The organism is Citreicoccus inhibens (assembly GCF_019039035.1).
Lineage (GTDB): Bacteria > Myxococcota > Myxococcia > Myxococcales > Myxococcaceae > Citreicoccus > Citreicoccus inhibens.
In genome coordinates, this window is sequence record NZ_JAHNZT010000007.1 from 87744 (window position 1) to 107697 (window position 19954).

Genomic DNA, 19954 nt, shown 5'->3' on the forward strand with positions numbered 1-19954 from the left:
CGCGCTACGGCATCGCGCCATCTCCCACGGCGTCGGGCGTGCGGAGGTAGTGCTCCAGCTCTTGCGCGCGCGGGTCCTCGACGAGTTCCTTGCGGCGCGCCTCCACGCGTCCCCGCTCGACGGCCTCCAACCTCGCGGCCCACGCCTCCACGTCCTTGCGCGTGCCCGGGGGCATCAGACGCAAGCCCTCGTGCACCGAGCGCGCCGCCGCGTCGTAGCGCTGGAGCGCCTCCTGCAACCGCGCCACGGCGAAGTAGGCATCCGGGCTGGGCTGAAGCCGCGCCACGGACTGGCGCCGCTCCACCGCGCGAGACAGCAGTCCTTCATGCTCGAAGCACGCCGCCTCCAGGGCCAGCAGCCGGGCGCGCTGCTGGAAGTCCGTGAGGAAGGGCCCCACGCCCTCCAGCGTGTCGCGAGCGCGGCGAGTCAGCCCCGCATCCAACTCCCGCGCGGCCAGCGTGAAGGACAGCTCCACGTTGCCCGGGAAGCGCGCCAGCAAGCGCTCCAGCGACTGCAGGGCCTCGTCACCCTTGCCCTGCGCGCGCAGCACGTCCGCGCGCAGCAGCAACGTGCTCAGCGCCTCGGGGTCGCGCCGCTCCACTTCGGCACAGGCGGCGGAGGCGGCCTCGGGCTCGCCGCGCGCGAGCCGCAGACGGGCCTCGCGCGCCCACAGCGCCGCGATGCCCACCCGTCCCTCGAAGTGCTCGCGGGCCCAGGCCAGATAGTCCCGCGCCGCGTCTTGCCTTCCGGGCGTGTTGAGCAGCGCATCGGCGAGCCGCACCGCGTCCTCCGTCGTGTCCGGCGTCATCGCGGACAACTCGTCCACGGTGCGCGCGCGCGGGAGCGCCTCGGCCAGCAGGACGTTCACGTCACCGGCCTCGTGCGCCAAGCGGTACTCCAGGAAGCCCTGCGCGCGGCGCCCCAGCACGAGGAGCGCCCGCGCCGCCACGCGATGAGAGGGCGCGTCCACGGGCCGCAGGTAGAGCGCGCGGTTCACGAACGCGAGCGCCGAACCCGCCTGCGCGGGCCCCTGGTTGGCGTACGCGACGGCCACCGCCTGATACAGCAGATAGTCGGATGGATGCAGGTCGATGAGCGCCAGACCACGCTCACGCACGTGCTCCAACGGAGCCTTCGCCGCCACGAGCCCCACCAGCTCGGACTCCGCCGACTCCAGGTCCTGGCGACTCAGCCACGCGGCCCCGAGCGACACCACGCCGAGCCCCATCGCCCAGGCCATGACGGGCCGAGGCCGCGCGCTCCACGGCATCGCGCCCATGCGCGCCTTGTCTTCGGAAGGACGGGCCACGGTGCCCAACACCACCCACGCGGCGGCGGCGCACGCGGGCAACTCCAGGCTGAAGTCGAAGAGGTTGTGCAGGCCCAGCGCGGCCACCCCGCTGAGCGCGGCCAGCTCCGCCGCACCGTGACCCTCCTGGCGCAGCAGTCGCAGGAAGGCCCATGCGCCCAGCGCCAGCAGCATCAGCCCCGGCACACCGAACTCCGCGCCCCACTGGAGCACGACGTTCTCCGGGTGGGTGAGCGTGTTGGGGTTGGACTCGGTCTGGTAGCGCGGGAAGGTGGGCTCGAACGCGCCGCGCCCCATGCCGAGCACGGGGAACGCCTCCGCGGCCCTCGCCATCATCGGCCACAGCTCCACCTTGCTGTGGCGCAGCTTGTCCACGCTGTCCGCCGTGCGCGCCTCGGCCCACAGGCGATCCGCGGCCAGATACGCCCCCGACGCCAGCACCGCCAGGAGCCCGAGCAGCACCGCCGCGCTGCGCCCCCACATGGGCAGGGGCCGGCCCTCACCGCCGCGCCGCTGACGGATGAGCCACAGCGCGAGCAGCACCTGCCCGAAGGCGAAGAACACGATGCCGCCGCGCGACAAAGACAGCAGCACACCGGCGCCCGACACGAGCGCGGCCAGCGCGAACACCAGCGCCCGCCCCCGCGAGCCGGCCGTCAACGCGAGCCCCAAAGACACCGTGGCCGCCAGCCCCAGGAAGCCCGCCAGATGGTTGGGATTGGCGAAGAACGTCACCAGCGTCGGCTGCGCGTGCACCCACGGCAGCACGCCAAACAGCGCGTTGACGCCGAACAGCGCGTGACCGAAGCCGACCACCGCCACGCCCGTGCCCGTGAAGGCCACCACCGACAGCAGTCGCTGCCGCGAAGCCCGGGAGCGACTCACCTGCACTGCCGCGAGGAACGCCATGAGGTAGGCGAGGTGCTTGGCCAGCTCTCGCCACGTGGCCGGAGGGTCCATCGACACCGGCCGAAGGCCCGGGAGCCCCAGCGGGACGAGCGCGAACTCCCGCAGGGCCGCGGCCTCGGGGCTGAAGACCTGGAGCAGCACCGTGGGCAACGGCACCAACTGCGCGAGACACAGCGCGATGGCGCCCGCCAGCGGCGCCGCGAGCCACGGCAGCTGAAACGACTGTCCCTGCCTCCGCGCGCCCACCGAGGCCAGCCCCAGCGCCAAAGCGGACACCACGCCCAGCGGCACGAGGCTCCAGCGAGCCGCGCCGCCCAGAGACAACGGCCCCATGACCACGAGCACCGCGAGCGCGGCTTCCGCGAACACGGTGAACCGAGAGGTACGACGAGAAGCGGGGGACATGGGGGCGCGCGCGATTATGTCACGAGCGCGCGGCAGCGCCCGATTCCCACCCGCGCTGGCCCCTCGGATGCCCGCCAGGCACGCGCGCCACGCCCCCTGAAACACACCGCATGAAACAGGCTCAGCTGGCCCTCGGGCCCGGGGGCCTCACCCTCGGGTCGTACGGACATGGTCGGGGCCGGACACCCGAGCCATCCCTGGAGGCAGCCCTGTCTCTCACCCGCGAGCATGGGGCGCGCGCCGTGCCAGGGGCGCCGGACACGCCGTCTTTCGCGCGCAAAGCTCCAGGCAAGCGGGCGGGCCTGCCCTCGGGCCGCGCACCCGAGCGACAGCCCCGCGCTTGCGTCGCTTGCATCCCGGGGGCCATCTGGCATCTTCCCCGAGCCCATGCGTCGCCTCGTCCTCACCGCCACCCTGCTCTGCGCCACCTTGTCCGGGCTCACCGCGTGCAAGAGCGCCTGCCGCGAGCTGTCCGAGAAGCTCTGCGATTGCGCCGTCAACTCCGTGGAGAAGCAGGCCTGCGAGCGCCGCGCCGCGCAGGAGGAGGGCCGCGTCGAGCCCACCGCCGACGATGACATCGCCTGCGAGGCGAAGCTGGACGTGTGCGACTGCCACGTCATCGAGACGGACGAAGGCAAGCGCAACTGCGGCCTGGCCCGCTAGCCCTGGCTGGCGGACAACTTCGCGGCGCCGTCCGCCTCCACCCACGGCTGGAGCGCGCGCCGCACCCGCGAGCGCCATGGCGTCTCCACCCAGTGGTGGACCGCCAGCGACGCGGGCACCAGCAACACCATCAGCAATCCCAGCCATCGCCACGGTGAGGACAGGTCCAGCCGGGACTCCAGGCTGTGCACCACCTCGCTCACCGGATACTGCAGCAGGTACAGGGCATAGCTCGCGCCGCCGAGCCGCACCGCGAGCGGCCGCGACAACAGCCGGCCCAACAGCCCTCCCCCGCGCGCCAACCCGTACACGAGCAGCCCGGACGCCGGCGCCAACAGCGCATTGTGCATCAGCGGGTACGGCAGCACAGGCCCTGCCGCGAAGCCCGCCACGAGCAGACCCGCGCCCGCCAGCGCCATCCAGGTGCCTGAACAGGCAGTCGCCGCCTCGCGCTCGCGCACGAAGGCCACGCCGAGCATCACGCCCAGCAGGAACTCCGGCAGGCGCGCCAGCGGACTGAACTTGAGCGCGGTCAGCCACGTGCCGGAGGCGTACACATCGAAGGGGCCCGGGCCATCGGGCTGGAGCCAGAGGTAGAGCAGCGAAGGGATGAGCCCCAGGCCCCAGACACCCGCCAGCGCCAGGACGAGTCCGGCTCCACGAGGGGTCCGCAGGCGGCGCGCCAGGCCCGGGAAGACCGCGTAGAAGAAGGCCTCCACGGCCACGGACCAGCCGGGCGGATTCCAGTAGAGCGCCAGCTTGGGCACCCACGCCTGGAGCAGCAGGAGCGTGGCCATCCCCGCGCTCCCCAGCTTGAGGGCGGCCGTCGCCGGTACGTTGACCGCCAGCGAGCGCCCCATCGTCGGCGGCGCGGAGAGCACGAACGCGAGCAGGAAGACGGGGTACACGCGGGCCAGCCGCGCGCTCCAGAAGGCTCGAACTCCGCCGCGCATCGCCCCGTCCGCGCTCACGTAGTTGTACGCGAGCACGAAGCCCGACAGGACGAAGAACACTCCCACCGAGGCGTAGCCCGCGCCCACGAGATGGCGCAGCCACGTAGGCGCGTCGTCCATGCACGGCACGGCGAAGTGGAACAGCACCACGTGCAGGGCCGCGTAGAAGCGCAGCCCCGTGAGGGCGTCCAGCGAACCGCCCGACTTCACCGACGGCCGATGCTGAAGTGGGTGAAGCCCAGCTCCCGCATGCGGACCGGGTCGTAGATGTTGCGCCCGTCGAAGATGACCGGCGACTTCATCAGCGCCTTCATCCGCTCGAAGTCCGGGTGGCGGAACTCGTTCCACTCCGTCACGACGAAGAGCGCGTCCACGCCCTCCAGCGCCTCGTAGGGCACCGACGCGTAGCGGATGCGATCGCCGAAGACGCGCTTCGCGGCGTGCGCGGCCACCGGATCATGCGCCACCACCTGCGCGCCCTTGCCGATGAGCCCCTCGATGACCTCGATGGCCGGCGCCTCGCGCATGTCGTCCGTCTTCGGCTTGAAGGCCAGACCCCAGACGCCGAACTTCTTGCCCTCGAGCGAGCCGAAGTGCTTCACGGCCTTGGTCACCAGCAGCTTCTTCTGGCGCTCGTTGGTGCGCTCCACCGCGCGCAAGAGGTCCAGCTCCAGGCCGTACTCACGCGCCGTCGTGACGAGCGCCTTCACGTCCTTGGGGAAGCACGAGCCGCCGTAGCCCACGCCCGGGAAGAGGAACGGGTAGCCGATGCGCTTGTCCGCGCCCAGGCCCTTGCGCACGAAGTCCACGTCCGCGCCCACCTTCTCGCAGAGCGCGGCGACGTCGTTCATGAACGAGATGCGCGTGGCCAGCATCGCGTTGGCCGCGTACTTCGTCAGCTCCGCCGAGCGCGTGTCCATGAACAGGATGGGGTGCTCGGTGCGCACGAAGGGGGCGTACAGCTCGCCCATCACCTTGCGCGCGCGCTCGGACTCCACGCCGATGACGACGCGATCCGGCTTGAGGAAGTCGTCCAGCGCGGCGCCTTCCTTGAGGAACTCGGGGTTGGACACCACGTCGAACTCGGCGCTCGCCACCTTCGCGATGGCCGCGCGCACCTTGTCCGCGGTGCCCACCGGCACGGTGCTCTTGTCCACCACCACCGTGTACTGCTTGATGGCGCGGCCAATCTGCTCGGCGGCGGCCAACACGTACTGGAGATCCGCCTCGCCGCTCTCACCCTCGGGCGTGCCCACCGCGATGAAGACCACCTGCGCGGGAGACACCGCGTCGGCCAGGTTCGTGGTGAACGCGAGCCGCTTCTCCCGCACGTTCTTGCGGATCAGCTCCTCGAGCCCCGGCTCGTAGATGGGCACCTCGCCCGCCAGGAGCATGCGAATCTTCCGCTCGTCGATGTCCACACACGTGACATCGTTCCCAGAGTCCGCGAAGCAGGTTCCCGCGACGAGCCCGACGTAGCCCGTACCGATGATGGCAATGCGCATTGAAAGTCCCAGTCCCCAGCGTTGGGAATGACGGCTCGGGACTCATACGCCGAGACCCACACCGAAAGGAAGTCCGTCCCGGGTACCAGGGTCCCGCCAGCCTCAGCGCCCCGCCAGCAGGCGCCGGAGCCGCTCCACCCCTCGGAGCGCGGTCGTCCGCCCCGGGGTGCTCACCGGACCCACCACGAGCCGGTCCAACAGCTCGCGGGTCGCGCCCCGCAGAGGAGGCATGGCCGCGGTGGCCTGCGGCGCCGCGTCCACGAAGATGCGCGCCACGATGGCCAGCGACGTGTACAGCGCGCGCTCCATGCGCCACGCCCTGGCTCGCTCCAGCAGGGCGGGGACATCCAGGGTCCGGGAGTACACCCCACCCATCCAGGTCGCGCCCGTGACGAGTTCGCGCATGTCCACGAACGACAGCCAGGGCACGTCGTAGCCGCGGCTGGCCTGATCCAACGCGAGCAGCAGCACGGCGTCCTCCAGGTCGGGACGGAACACCGAGGGCCCATACACTTTCATGGCCCGGGAGCGCTCGAACACCGCGGCGAGCTGCTCGCGGCGCTGCGGCCCGAGGACGTCCGAATAGAGATAGATGGGGGTTCGCCCATCGGACACCACGCGCGTGGCGCCGCTGCCGGAAGTGTCCTCCTCGGGACGGAAGTCGTGGTTGGACAGGTAGCCCGCGAAGCCATCCACATCCATCCGGCGCAGCAGCACCTGGATGTCGAGCACCGGCCGGAAGCCGACGTGCGGATAGAGCGCCTCGGCGAACGACGCGCCGCCCAGCAGGAGCAGCTTGCGTCCCTCCAGCTCGTCCACGATGCGCTTGAAGTGGACCAGCTTCATCACGTTGTCGTTCACCGACCCCTGATAGATGGTCATCAGCCGGTCGCGCGCCCACTCGGGCGCATGGCCGCCCCCCAACCGATACTCGAGGTTGTAGGCCGCCAGCGGCGCCAGGCCCTGGGCAATGGCCCAGTCCACATACTCCTCCCACGGGGCTCCCTTCAGCCCTCCACGGGGTGGATCAAACGCGGCAAGGGTGCGGACGGTATCGATGAGGCTCGGCGCCATGATGCGGCCCCTTTAACGGGCGGAACGCACCCGCCGCAATGCCCGCCTGTCACCCCGCAGTGTTTCCCCGGAATCCGTCCAGCCGCGCCCGCGCCGCGGTCTCCATACGGCGCAGCGTGTACCGAGCCATGTCCCCCACATGCGGCGCCAACAGGAGCTTGGCCGCCATCCACGCGGGCTTGCTCTTCGCCAGCCCCGTGCTCAGCAACCGCGCCTCGGAGAAACAGCGCGCCGCCACCTCGCGCTGCCACCACGGGGGCGCCAGCGCCGCGAGCACCTCCGCGGGCACGGGCGCCGCCATCAACCGGTGCGCCGCCTCCCACGCGTACCACGCCAGATGCGGCAGCGCCGTCTCGCGCGCGAGCGAGATGATCTCCGCCCAATCCAACGGCGCGCGCTGTTCGCTCGGGAGCGACAGGAGCTTCAGGTCGAACAGCCACGCCAGGCGCTGGAGCAGGTGATTGCTGGCATGCAGCGCCAGGTACACCGCCTCGTCCTCCGCGTTGGGGTGGCGCACGCGCAAGCCATCCCACGCCTCCACCTCGGAGCGCGCCACCAGCGCATCGCCCTCCAGCGCGCGGCCGTAGCCCGCGAGCGCGCGGAAGTGCAGCTCCACCAGGCCGGACGGGCCCGTCAGCTCCAGGTGATGCGAGTCCTCGTGCGCGTGCGCAGGCCCGCGAACCCGGAGCCCCAGCCCCGTGAGCGCGCGCACGGAGCGGTCGACCTCGGCGCGCGTCACCAGCAGGTCCACGTCACTCGTCGCGCGCTGGAGCGGCTCCGGATACAGCCGCCGCGCCAGCCCGTAGCCCTTGAGCAACACGGGCGTCACGTTCTCCGCGGCCAGCGCCTTCACGGCCTTCGCGAGCAGCGCCTTCACGCGCATCACGCGGGCGGCGTTGCCCAGCGACTCGCGGCGGAGCAGCGCGCGGGCTTCAATGGGCAGCGGCCAACCCGCGCGCGCCACCGCGTGCTCGACGAAGCCCACGAGCCCATGCCGCACCGAGGCCTGGACGAACGCGACCGCGTGCTCGGGCGCCACCGACGTGGCCGGAGCCGCGGGCCACGCACGCAGCAACGACACCAGCGCGAGACCGCCCTCCGTGCTCACCGTCGAAGCGCGACCACGCGCGCGCCCGGTGCATCCGCGAGGAACAGCAGCGCCGCGGCACGCGCGGCCACCGCATCCGCCACGACCTCCAGGGCCAGCTCCTCATCGCGGTTGATGGCCTCGCGCCCATCGCGCCAGCCGAGCACCAGCGCGCCGAGCACGGACTCCTGGTGCTTCACCTCGATGCGGACCTCCAGCGGCGCGGCGGCGTCCTGGCCGGGCCGCTGCGTCTCGAAGACGACGCCATCCGTGAGACCTTCGCGGACCTGCTGGAAGCGCAGCTCCTGGCGGGCCACGTCCAGCGCCTCGGCGAGCGGGCGCACCGCGTTCCAGATGCCCTGGAGCGACCCCGCACCGCGAACCTCCGAGGTGACATCCGCGACGAGCTGGCGCAGGCGGAGGTTGCGCTGGCGCACCTGCTGAACCACCCCCGCGCTCTTGAGGTCCAGGTAACCCAGCTTGCGCATCAGCACGACGATGACGATGGCCATGCCCGTGAGCAGCAAGGCGCTCTGCGCGGTGTTGGCGAAGTTGAGCCCGAGCGCCGTGAGCGTGAACAGACCACAGAGCCCATAGAGCACGAGCACGCTGCTCCGGTGACTGAGCAACAGGCGGCTCATCAGCCGGTGGTGGATGTGCTCCTTGTCCGCGCTGAACAAGGGGCGCCCCAGCAACGAGCGGCGAATCATGGCCAGCAGGGTGTCCATGATGGGCAGGCCCAGCGACATGATGGGCACGAGCATGGCCACGGCGGTGCCGCTCTTCGTGCACGTCTTGATGGACACGGCCGCGAGCACGAAGCCGAGGAACATGCTCCCGGTGTCCCCCATGAAGATGGAGGCCGGGTTGAAGTTGAACACCAGGAACCCGAGGATGGCGCCCGCGAGCGCGGCCATCAGCAGGCACAGCAGCACGTCCCCGCGAGCCAGCGCGAGGATGAAGTTGGTGCCCACGCCGAAGAACGCCACGCCACCCGCGAGCCCATCCAGTCCATCGATGAGGTTGAGCGCGTTGACCACGCCCACCACCCAGAACACGGTGAAGGGCAGGCTCAGCACGCCCAGCGGCAGCTCCAGGCCGAAGGGATTGGCGAGCGCCTCGATGCGAAAGCCCAGCGCATAGAGGCCAAGCGCCACCGCGAACTGCACGGAGAACTTCAGCCGCGCGCCGGCGCCGCGCAGGTCGTCATAGAGGCCCAGCGCCGCGATGATGGCACCGCCGATGAAGAGCCCGGCGACGAGCGCGGTCTGCGCCCGGAACTGGAAGCCGACGCCCGAGTCCACGAGGAACAGCGCGCACAGTGGCGCGAAGAACCCGCCGACGATGCCAATGCCCCCGAGCCTCGGAATGGGCCGGACATGCACCTTGCGGCTGGAGTTCGCCTGGTCAAGCCAACCCCACGCATGGGCGCGGTTGCGCACCACGAGCGTGAGCACCAGGGCCACCATGAGCGAGATGAGGAAAGCGACGAAGAAGGTGACCATGCGAGTGGATGCCGGAGATCATGGTGAGGGTCACTGCCCGGCGCGTCAACGTGTGTCATCCCTGAGCAGCGTGGTCGATCCCTTCCTCCACGGGAAAGCTCAGTTCAAGACGTCCCGCGTCCATTCAGCAAGGATTTGTAAAGCCCAATCATCCGCTCGGCGATATCCGGCCAGAAAAGTCCAGAGACAGCGTTCTGCGCGGCCCGCCGCAGGGCGAGTCGACGTCCACCATCGCTCGCAAGGGTGTTCACCGCGGCCACCATCGCCGACACATCACCAATGGGTACACGCAGGCCGGACTCCTCATGGAGCACCACCTCCTGCGCCACGCCCACCGGCGTCGTGACAGGCACCAACCCACACGCCATCGCCTCCACGAGCGCCATGCCGTAGCCCTCGCTGTGGCTGGGGAACAGGAGCACCTCTTCTCCCTCGAGCAGCCGCGGCAGCTCCGCGTTGGGATAGCGAGGGATGACCCGCAGACGCTCACGCATCGTCGATGGGAAGGACTCGAGCACCTCGCGCTCGGCCACGCCTGTGCCCAGCATCGTCAGGGTGAACGGAAGGCCTTGTGTGAACAGCGCCTTCGCCACGGCGACCAACACCGCCGTGCCCTTGGCGGGCAGCCAGCTCCCCACGAACGCCAGACGCAAAGGCGCACCTTCGGGCGCAGGCCGCGCGGGCGGCAGTCCATGGAAGACCGCGGGGAGCGCGTGCGGAATCACGCTGAGGCGAGCGTCGGGCAACCCCAATCGCTCACGCGCATAGGTCGCGTCCTGCGTGTTGAGCAGGACCGTGTGGTCCGACAACAGCAGGGACTGCCGCACTTCCCAGAGGCGAAAGCCGCCATGGTAGAGCGGGTACTTCCAGCTCAGGTGATGCAGCCCTTTGGAGGAGTCCGCCCGAAGCCGCTCGGAATAGGTGTGCTCCAAGCCGTGGCTGCGCGTCACCAGCACCTGGTCACGCGAGGCCCCAGGCCGGCCCGCCCGAGCCCACGGCCAGCAATCGCCCGTCGTGACGTCCAGCACGTCATAGCGCCCCGCCACGCGCGCCAGATGCCGCGCGAGTTCCCAGGGGAAACGCACGCCATGCCAGGCGGTGTGGACGGTGGTGCCGGGGAAGGCTTCCGTGTAGCTGAAGTAGTCCACGGCGCATCCGCGTGACGCGAGCGCGTTCCCCAGCGCCAGCGTCACTCCCGGGGCCCCCATGTCCGGGTCGAGCGGATGGTGAATGGCCAGGAGCACCCGCAGCCCACGGCCTCTCCCGTCTTGCATGCGTGTCCTCAGCCCAGGCCGCGCTCGAACCGAAGTCGCTGACAGAACGACTCGGTGTCCTCGGCGGTCTGGTCCCACGTGCGTTGCCGCGCACGCTCCTGCCCGGAGCGACGAACGCGCGCCACCAGCTCGGGATTCCGGAGGGATTCCTCCAGCAGTCGCTCCCAGCCCGCGGAGTCACCCGCCTCACAGAAGAGGGCATCCCGACCGTTGAGGGCGAGGTCGCCCAGACCGCCCTCATCGAAGCCAACCACACAGAGTCCGCTGGCCATGCCCTCGAGCCACGTCTTGCCAAAGCCCTCGAAGTACGAGGGGAACAGCAGCACGTCGTGCTCCGCGTACACCTGGCGCAGCGCCGTGCGCGGCATCCACGAGTGGACGCGCAGCCGCTCACCGAAGGCGGGCCCGTAGACGCGACGGATGTGCTCCTCCGCCGAGCTGTTCACCACGAACGTCAGCTCCAGCCCCGGGTGACGCTGCGCCAGTCGGGGCAGCACGTCCTCCATCAGTCCCGCGCCCTTGCGCCAGAGGTAGCTGCCCACGAAGAGCAGCCGCGGCATGCGCACGGCCGGCTCGACCAGGGCCCCTTCGAGGAAATCCTGCCCCAGGCCATAGCGGATGAAGCCCACCTTGCTCGCGGGCAAGGAGTACGTGTCGCGGACGAAATCCGCGCAGCGCGAGGACGGCGCGATGACGCCGTGACACGCGCGAGCGGTGCGCCAACAAGCCATGACCGCCATCTTACCACTGGCACCCGAGAGTACCCTGCGGGAGGCGGCCTTCACGGGCTCATAGCCCAGGCGCTTCTCCGCCAACAGCAAGCGGTGCTCCCAACCATGGGTGCGATTGAGGAAGAGGGTGCGCGGATGGTGCCGAGGCAGCAGCTCATAGGCGAGATAGGCCTGAGGCTGACTGACCAGCACCACGTCATAGTCCTGCTGCTTCAAGCGAGACGACAGGGCCTTCAACTGGCGGACAGGGGTCTCGAAGTGACGTCGCAGCGCCGCATGAGGAACCACGCCTTCATCCGCGAACCACTCATAGTCGACCCCATGACCACGGGCGGCCAAGGCGTCGCCGACGGCCAGCACGGAGCCAGCCGAGCCGCTGTTGGGATCCGGAGCAAACTGGGCTGCCACGAGGAATCGCATCACTCGACTTCATAGGACAGGACTCCGTGCCCTGGCGATAGGTCTCGCACGGGCGCGTTCACGGACAGTCGTCCCGGGAGCGAACGGGCAATCACGGAGCCATTGCCGTCCCCAAGCCCCTGTGAAAGACAATGCGAGGCGCCCCTTCATGCCCTCCCCTCACCCGCAGACCTCAGACTCGGGAGTCCTCGCCGCAGGGCCCTCTCGCAAGGACGGCCTGGACGTGCTCCGGGCCTTGGCCATCTTCTCGGTGCTCTGCTTCCACGCTCCGGAGTCCGTGCGGCGCGCCCTACCGGACATGCTCCGCGCGGGCTTCGACGTCGGCTGGGTGGGCGTGGACCTGTTCTTCGTCCTCTCCGGCTACCTCATTGGTCGGCAGGTGTTCGCGACAGAGGACGCAGTGCCTCTGGGGCTCCAGCTCCGCACGTTCTGGATCAAGCGGTGGATGCGAACGCTGCCGCTCTACTTTCTCGTCCTCGCCTTCCATGCCCTGAAGCCGTGGTTGCTCGGGACTCCCTTCGTGGGGGGAGGCTGGCACTACCTCGTCTTCCTTCAGAACTACGTGGGTGTGCGCGACTTCGTGCAGAGCTGGTCGCTCTGCGTCGAAGAGCACTTCTACGTGGTCCTGCCGCTGCTCGCGTTCGGGCTGCATGCTCGCGCCGCGCCGGCCTGGGTATGGCTGATGCCCTGGGCGCTGAGCTTGGGAGTCCGAGCCTGGGAGGTACACACCGCCACGCCGGGCCTGTTGCCCGCGGAACAATGGGTGCGATTGCAGTGGCCCACGCACCTCCACCTGGATGGACTCGCGGTGGGTGTCTTTCTCGCGAGGACCGCGCCGCGATGGCAACGATGGCCCCGGGCTTGGCGAGGGGTCTGCGGCGCAATGGGTGTGCTGGTGCTCGCGGCAACCCTCGCGGGGTGCGTGCCTCACCTGCCGGACTGGGGAGGCGTGTGGATCTTCGCGGGGCTCGCCATGGGGTTTGGCGGGCTGCTCGTGGGCACGGAAGCGATTGCGCTGCCCGTTCCCCTGCGAGGGCTCGTGTTCCAGGCCGCGGTCCTCTCGTATGGCACCTATCTCTGGTTCGGGGTCGTGGCGCGCGTGTTCGAGCGGCGGAACCTGACCCTGGGTGTGTGGGAATTGGATCTGTTTGCCTTCATCGCGGTGACGCATGGGCTCGCCTGGGTGACCTACGTCGCGGTGGAGAGACCTGCCCTGAAGCTGCGGGATAGGCTGCTGGCGTGGCAGGCTTCGCGGGCGGGGGCGAGTGACGGGGTGGTGGCCCCCGGACGCTAACAGCGCGGCAGTACAGACATAGGAGCAGGACCATGCGGGTCACGACTCACTTCGCCCTGTGGTTGGCGGGGTTGGCGCAGGCCGAAACGCAGACCACCGCCGCGGAGCGAGCTTGCCTCGCCAAGCACGCCGCGGGGCGACGACGACTCGTCGAAGTCGGTGTCTGGCATGGGGTGACCACGCGAGTGCTGCGCGCGGTGATGGACCCAACGGCCACGCTCTGGGCCGTGGATCCCTATCCCGTGGGGCGCTTGAAGGTGAGCGTGCAGCAGCTCATCGCGCACCGAGAGGTCGCCAGCGTGCGCAATGGGCACGTGCAGTGGGTGCGCACGACGGGCGCAGACGCAGCCCGAGAGCACCGCGTCCAGGGCTTCCCCGCCCCAGACTTCATCTTCATTGATGGAGACCACAGCTACGAAGGGCTGCAAGCGGACTGGACGGGCTGGAGTCCGCTGGTCGCCCCTGGGGGCATCATCGCCCTGCATGACAGCCACTCCACGCCCCAGCGCCCGCTGGAGACCGCGGGCAGCGCTCGGTACACGAATGAAGTCGTCATGCAGGAAAAGAACTATGAGCGAGTCGAAACCTCCGACTCGCTCACGGTGATGCGCCGCCGCGTGAGTTGAAGCGACGGCAGTAATCATGGCCGCGTCAATCACATCTGACGCGGCCATGACCGGAAAGGCGTCACTTTTTCGGATCGGGCTTGGTTGAATCCATCAAAGGCACCCAGTCAGTCCTTGGGACATTTCCCACACCTTTTCCGTCAATCCAATCCTGATCCTTCCACCCAGTCCGTGCGATTCTGCCCCCCATCCGGAACAGATACTTCGACATGTTCTCATCGAACCAACCACCTGGTGGAAAACTGTGTTCCTTGGGGTAAGGAAGGGAAGTTGAGGCCTTTCCACCTTTTCCCAGCGAGACATCAACAGAATCGGTCGTCTTAAATACGGCCCCGGGCTTGTCCTTGGTCGCGACTCCATCCTGTTTTCCAACCCATTTCTCACCAGGCTTCAATGCGACCGGCGTATCCTTCGTCGCCTCAGTAATCGTTATCGACTTCACGACATTTCCCGACGAATCCTCAATAACAATCTCGTCCCCCTTCTCATCCGGCTTCACCATGCAGTCATTGGTGTTTTCCTTCTCACACGTGACGTCATTTCCGTCCGCGTCCACGAAGTAGACAGGGTTCCCAGAGGCATACTGGTACACCCCCATGCCCCTCCCACTCTCGCTCAGCTTGGCAGCCCATTCTGAGGTCAAGAGCATGGGTTCCGGCCCGAGGTACCGCCCGCTGCGCGGCTCGTAGTAGCGATTCCAGTTCTCGAACAGGTCCGTCTCGGTGTCGTGGTACTGCCCCGGGAAGCGCAACGGCGTCCACGTCGGAGTCGCACCCGACTGGAAGCGGCGATACTCCAACCCCTCCAGCGAAGCTTCGCCTGTCGCGCCCGCCGTCGTCGGAGACTTGAAGCGCAACTGGAGCGTGCCGTCCGCTGAGGTCTGCGCCCAGTCGGTTGCGACACCTGTCCCCACCAAATTGCTCAGCAACGTGGAGGCGCCCGACACGCCGTTCACCAGCGCCCCACTCCCATCCGCCAGATACACTCCGCTTCCGCTCGCGGTGTCGATGAACGCGAGCCGTGCGCGCATCTGTGTCACCGTCGCGGTCGAAGCCGGAGCCTTCAGCGCGGAGAACAGCACGTCCTGCCCCGTTCCCAGCACCGGAGAGCTGGCCACGCGAGCCGTGCGGTTGACCTGTCCATACGGGTCATAGTCGCCCACGCCCGCGACGCGGCGGTACGAGTCCAGGACCATCACCGGCTTCCCCAGACCATCCGTGACGATGAAGTAGAGCCCGCACTTCGCTGGCTCTCCGTTGCGCGGGCAATCCCCCACCAGGTCCTGCGAGCGCTGCCCACTAAGGCTGCTGCGGCTCTTGAAGAAGGCAAGCGGCCGGTTGTCGAGCCAGAGGTACTCGTCACGAACCGAGTCCGCCGTCGACAAGTCGAACCCCGTGTGCCCCCAGTCTTCCAGGAGCCGCGTCCCGTCGTAGAAGTACTCGTCCTCGGGCATCCCCGCCGGGGTATCCAGCAAGTAGCGCTTGAGGCGACGTCGGCCCTGCGCGTCGTAGAAGTACTCATACGAGCGACCTTCGCTATCGGACACCATTCGATAGACAGCCCCGACGGCCGCATTGGCCCCCGTCGTGGAAGGATCCAGCGACAGCACATGGAGCGGTGAGCCGACGGGATCCGTCTTCTGCTTGTAGTCAGCCACCTGCTTGACGCGACCATCGGCGTCATAGCCATAGCGCTGAGTCACCTTGAACTCGCGCGGGCACGAACCGCCCGAGCACGCATTCGGGGTCCACGAGCGAGTCATGAGCCAATCCACCCGAGGAGCCCCAGCGTCATACTCACTGCCGTACTGCCATCCATCCAGGAGTTCAGAGGTCCTGTTTCCGCGGGTGTCGTATTCGTACGCGCGCGACTGATACGACCCGCCTTCGCTCATGCCCGGGGACGTGAGCTGCTGCGCGAACCTCAACTGCAAGCGCGCGTCGTAGCCCTGCGCACCTGAACCGGAGTCCGCATATCGCACCGAGTTCGGCGCGACACTTCCGCTCTCCAGGAGACACGTGTCCTCTTGGAGTGCCTGGTCTCCCTTCCATGTATAGGCGCGCTTGAAGATGTCCCCCAGCACTCCGCCCGCCTCCACCTTCGAGACCGTCAGCCCAGAGAGCCGACCGGAGGTATCCCCCGTGCTGGCGAAGCCCGTCCCACTGCAGTTCGTGAGCGGCTGGTTCGAGCCGCCTCGGTGGTACTCGACCCGCGCCTGCTTGTTCGAAGCAGGCGCGCCGGGCGCGTTGAGCACGTAGGAGCGCAGGCCGCCGAACGGCTCCCAGCGAGCATCGTCAATGAGCGTCACCATGCCCGACCAGGACGCTCCATCCCACGTCGTCGCGGAGATCGACTTCACGCGGTGCGAGCGCCCCGTCGTGTTGCCGTAGTAGCCGTAGGACACATAGCGCCCACCGGGCATCCACTCATTCATCAACAAGCCCGTTCGGTCGTAATAGAGGACCCGGTTGGGAGAGGCGTTCGTATGGGCGCCGACGCACGGATGCGTGCGGGCCGCCCAGCCGGTCTGTTTGCGCACTCGGTAGAGGCCAATCATGTTTCCGTGCGCGTCGTACTGGTACCAGGAGTCTCCGAACGAGTCCGTCAACACCTGCGCCCGCCCCAGGGCCAGCGAGGGGCGGCTCGGGGAAGAGTCAGGACAAGCCGACGGCGCGGCGACCTCGTTGTCGTAGGCAATGCGATAGAGCGACTCCACCGAACTCGACGTGACGGCATTCGCGCCCCGCAGGCGTCCCAAGCTGTCGTACTCGTAATCCAGCCACTGCATGACGGTGGCGGCGGCCATGGCGGGCGTCTGCTCACGGACGAGGTTCCCCGCCGCGTCGTACTCGAACTGATAGATGCCGCGGCCCGGCCCCGCGGAGCCGGACTCTTGCGGCCCCATGGCCCAAGGAGCATGGACGCGCACGACGTTGCCGAAGTCGTCGTGCTGGTAGTTCACGACAGGCTGACTGCACGTGCCTGCTCCGGGCGGACAGCCCTGCTGAACACTCCGAAGGTTTCCGGCCGGGTCATAGGACAGGAGTGTCCGCACCGCCGTTGCTTGTGGCGCGTTGGTCCCCAGCGGCTCTACGAGGCTGACCAGCCGATTGAGCCGGTCATAGGAGAAGGCCGTGCACTGCGGACTCAAGGGCTGCGGCGAGCCACTGGCCAGCGTGTTGGGGTCAATCCCTCCGCAGAGAGGAGGCGGGACAGACGCTCCCGGCTGATAGGACAGGCCCATGCCGATGCGATTGCCCTGCGCATCGAACAGCCCTGTCTGGGAATAGATGGCCGCCGCGGTGGGCGAGGGTCCCGGAGCATTGGTCCCGGACGCCTCGAACGTGATGCGGCCCAGGGGGTCGCCCTCGAAGTAGCGCGTGCGGCGCACCTCCCCGGTCTCATCTCGATAGGTCTCGCTCCGCAGCTTCCCCTGGCGATACGTGTAGTCGACGCGCTCGGAATAGACCGCGCCGCCGGGAGTCGCCGAGGAGGCCTTCCACTGAAGCAGGTCCGAGCGAGGGTGCGCCCCACCCGAATCAGCGCAGTCCGCCCCTGGTGCAACCCCGAGACGGAAGCACTGCACCTCGTAGTGCCCATCCGAGTGCTTGATGTAGTCGCCGTGCGCGCCGTTGTCGTAGCCGTATTCCGTGACGGCCTCCAACGGCGTCCCGACCGCGGTCGTGAAGCGAGCCAGACGTTCACCCGCGTACTCGAAGGTGGTCACGATCCCATTCGGGTCGGTGCTCTGGAGCAGGCGGCCACGCGAGTCATAGGCATCGTAGGTCGTATCCAGGAACGTCCCGGTGCATCCCGCGCTCGTCGCCTGCGTGCACACCCGCTTCTTCGAGACACGACCCGCCCGCTGTCCCGTCGAGGTGTCCGCCCAGTATTCGTACCGAGTCAGCGGGAAGGTGTATGCAGGCTTTCCGGAGGGCGCCGCCTTGTCGCAAGTGGTCGAGGACTGACTCTCCACGAGGCAAGGCCCCATCACGGCTCGGATGCGCCCTCGCGGGTCCTGCGCCGCCCCCACACTTCGGGAGCAGTCGTCGCTCGTGCAATAGAAAGTCCCCACGAGGCGCGGCTTGCGCTCCCAAGTGTGGGGGCCGTCCGAGAACTCCCACGTCAGCCCGGAGCGAATGACACCCTGCAACTGATTGGTGAAGGAGTCATATTGCATGAACACCCCAGCCTGGGCGCCTGGGGCCTCCTCGCTCAAGGCGGAGGGGGAGAGCTTTGACTGGACCAACTGCTCAAACCCGCGCTGCGACGCCGCGCGGGTGGCCCCGCCATACGCGTAGGTGTACTGGTTGACCAGGAGCGGCGAGCCACCATCTTCACCGGTTGCCCCCAGGTAGACCCGATTGAGCTCCGCAGGAGGAAGGAACCCGGCTGACAGGACATCGGTTCCCGTCGCGAGCCCATGCTCGAAGACCGAGAAGCTCCCGTTGGGCTGTTGCTGATACTGCGCCACCTCGACCTTGCCAGTCCGGCCAACGGGCGACAGGAACGTCATGTCCCACGCGGTCGTGGCCCCAGCCGTCGCGAGCCCGGCGCACATCCCGCCATCGCACTGCGCGACCACCTGCGTCTTCCCCAAGACGGGGCCTTGGTCGCCGCGCGGCGCCCACCCACTGAGCTTCATCAAGAACCGATGCTCAACCGAGGACACCGCGGTCCCCGTTCCATCTCCCAGGAGCGCCTGGCTGCTCGTGAAGGTCTGGTACTGGTTGGGGCCACACGGGGACGTCAGCGTCAGCGACATCATTCCGGGCACACATCCATTCCCAGAGACGCCAATGGCGTATGCGTCATGGGGACTCACCTCCTGCCCCACGTACCCTTCAGCGATTCCTCCATCCGCGCCCATCAGGCTTTGCCGGACGACGAGTACCCCGTTCCGGGTGACCTCCCAGATGGGTTGCCCCGACGCGTCGCGATACGCGTAGTTCTCCATGGTGCCAGGAACCGTTCCGCCTCCCGTCATCGGCCGATCCGGCCACTGGCTCCCCGAGACCAGACCTGCCTTGTTCTCCAGATACGAGTACTGAACCGCGCCAGCCTCCACGGTGCCGCTCCGCCCGACGACGTCGACGGAAGACAGCACGCACTCCTGGGTCTTCCCCTCGATGAGCGCGGGAACCCGGGCCTGGAGCGCCTGATAGTGGAACACCAGCTTGTCACCACTGGCGGTGGTGACTGAATCCAGGACTGGCAGGTTCGCGCCCAAGACACCAGCGGTGCCCTCTGAAGGCGAGCACTCCGCTGGGCTCTTGCTGCTGGGAATCGCATAGGAGAGACGCGCCGAGCGCCGATGACACGAGGCCGCGACGTCCACGCCCGCATCCTCCTGGCCCTCCGAGGGACACGACGATGCGTCATATTGGGCTGGCTCGACGTAGCTGAGGAAATACGCGCCCTCCCAGAGCATCTTCTGCGAGCGCACCGCCAAGTCTTTCAGCACATAGATGGAGCGAAGCGTCCGATAGTGATAGCGCCCCGCGGAGGTGTACACGATGAAGCCGTCGCCGCTCCGCTGGATCTTCATGGACTGCTCGGACTCATCCTGGCTGAAGCAGCCATCCAACTCGCAGGCCGCGAAGGTCTTCTTCGTTCCCGCCGGACCGCCATAGACATCCCAGTAGGTCATGTCTTCGCACGACGGAGTCTGGGGGTCTCCACTGCAGTGACTGCCCGTGTGCACCCGGAGCAGGATGAAGCTGTGAAAGTTGTGCCACCATTGGAGAGAGGCACCCGAGCGACCTCCCGTCGCGGCCATGTGGCCGAACGGTGCGGGGAGGACCTTGGCTGGGTCGGCCTCGAGCCACGCGTTGTTCGCGCCGCTGAAGTGACGCTCCAGCGTCGCTCCGCCAAAGGGAGCAGAGAGCTTGAGGTCTTTGTTTGAGTAGCTCGGTTTGAGGGAGCCCAGCGCCACCGGGCTGGCCTGCGCCACGCCGAACTGGCCGGAGCCGCCCAGGGGAGGCAGAGGATTCAGGCTGGCCTGAGCGATCTTCTCTTCAATCTCATCATCTGGCAGCGGGTCATCCGCCCCGGTTGCAATGGCGATCACCGCCACCAGACTGAACGCAAAAAACACAACCACTGGGGTGCGGCGCCACCAGGGCCCGCCCCGCGTCTTCAGCAGAGGAGTCAAGTTGAGGTTCTTTCAGCTGTGGCCCGAGGGCCAGGATTCAGGGAA

The 19954-nt window shown here is 68.2% G+C and carries 12 protein-coding genes; 3 read left to right on the plus strand and 9 right to left on the minus strand.

Translation table 11 applies throughout. The annotated features are described in order from the left end of the window. Positions 1-4: 4 nt before the first annotated feature. Positions 5-2623, minus strand: a complete 2619-nt coding sequence (locus KRR26_RS11920) for an O-antigen ligase family protein (RefSeq protein WP_120209629.1) — start codon at positions 2621-2623, stop codon at positions 5-7. Positions 2624-3010: 387 nt separating this feature from the next. Between KRR26_RS11920 and KRR26_RS11925 the strand changes: the two genes are divergently transcribed. Beyond that, entirely contained in the window at positions 3011-3286 is a 276-nt protein-coding gene (locus KRR26_RS11925; RefSeq protein ID WP_233577407.1) for a hypothetical protein, read from the plus strand. Here the strand turns inward: KRR26_RS11925 and KRR26_RS11930 are convergent. The 7 genes from KRR26_RS11930 to KRR26_RS11960 form a co-directional block, all read right to left on the minus strand. Next, positions 3283-4449: an acyltransferase family protein gene (locus KRR26_RS11930; RefSeq protein ID WP_217079855.1), complete on the minus strand. Its 1167-nt coding sequence runs from the start codon at positions 4447-4449 to the stop codon at positions 3283-3285. The genes KRR26_RS11925 and KRR26_RS11930 overlap by 4 nt on opposite strands. After that, complete coding sequence (locus KRR26_RS11935; protein WP_120209627.1) at positions 4446-5744, minus strand: UDP-glucose dehydrogenase family protein; 1299 nt, start codon at positions 5742-5744, stop codon at positions 4446-4448. Before KRR26_RS11935 ends, KRR26_RS11930 begins: the two co-directional genes overlap by 4 nt. Positions 5745-5846: 102 nt before the next feature. After that, a complete protein-coding gene (locus KRR26_RS11940; RefSeq protein WP_120209626.1) occupies positions 5847-6818 on the minus strand; it encodes a nucleotidyltransferase family protein in 972 nt (323 codons plus the stop codon). Between the two features lie 49 nt (positions 6819-6867). Then, entirely contained in the window at positions 6868-7926 is a 1059-nt protein-coding gene (locus KRR26_RS11945) for a nucleotidyltransferase family protein (RefSeq protein ID WP_217079856.1), read from the minus strand. Next, entirely contained in the window at positions 7923-9410 is a 1488-nt protein-coding gene (locus KRR26_RS11950; RefSeq protein WP_217079857.1) for an MraY family glycosyltransferase, read from the minus strand. Before KRR26_RS11950 ends, KRR26_RS11945 begins: the two co-directional genes overlap by 4 nt. 104 nt (positions 9411-9514) lie before the next feature. After that, a complete protein-coding gene (locus tag KRR26_RS11955; RefSeq protein WP_236068521.1) occupies positions 9515-10684 on the minus strand; it encodes a glycosyltransferase family 4 protein in 1170 nt (389 codons plus the stop codon). Positions 10685-10692: 8 nt separating this feature from the next. Then, on the minus strand, positions 10693-11835 hold the full coding sequence (locus KRR26_RS11960; protein ID WP_120209623.1) for a glycosyltransferase family 4 protein: 1143 nt from the start codon (positions 11833-11835) through the stop codon (positions 10693-10695). A gap of 148 nt (positions 11836-11983) precedes the next feature. On the opposite strand from KRR26_RS11960, the gene KRR26_RS11965 reads away from it, so the two are divergent. Next, entirely contained in the window at positions 11984-13129 is a 1146-nt protein-coding gene (locus tag KRR26_RS11965) for an acyltransferase family protein (RefSeq protein ID WP_217079858.1), read from the plus strand. 32 nt (positions 13130-13161) lie between these two features. Further along, entirely contained in the window at positions 13162-13755 is a 594-nt protein-coding gene (locus KRR26_RS11970) for a class I SAM-dependent methyltransferase (RefSeq protein ID WP_120209621.1), read from the plus strand. A gap of 61 nt (positions 13756-13816) precedes the next feature. On the opposite strand, the gene KRR26_RS11975 is transcribed toward KRR26_RS11970, so the two are convergent. Next, positions 13817-19825, minus strand: a complete 6009-nt coding sequence (locus tag KRR26_RS11975) for an RHS repeat-associated core domain-containing protein (protein WP_217079859.1) — start codon at positions 19823-19825, stop codon at positions 13817-13819. Between the last annotated feature and the right edge of the window lie 129 nt (positions 19826-19954).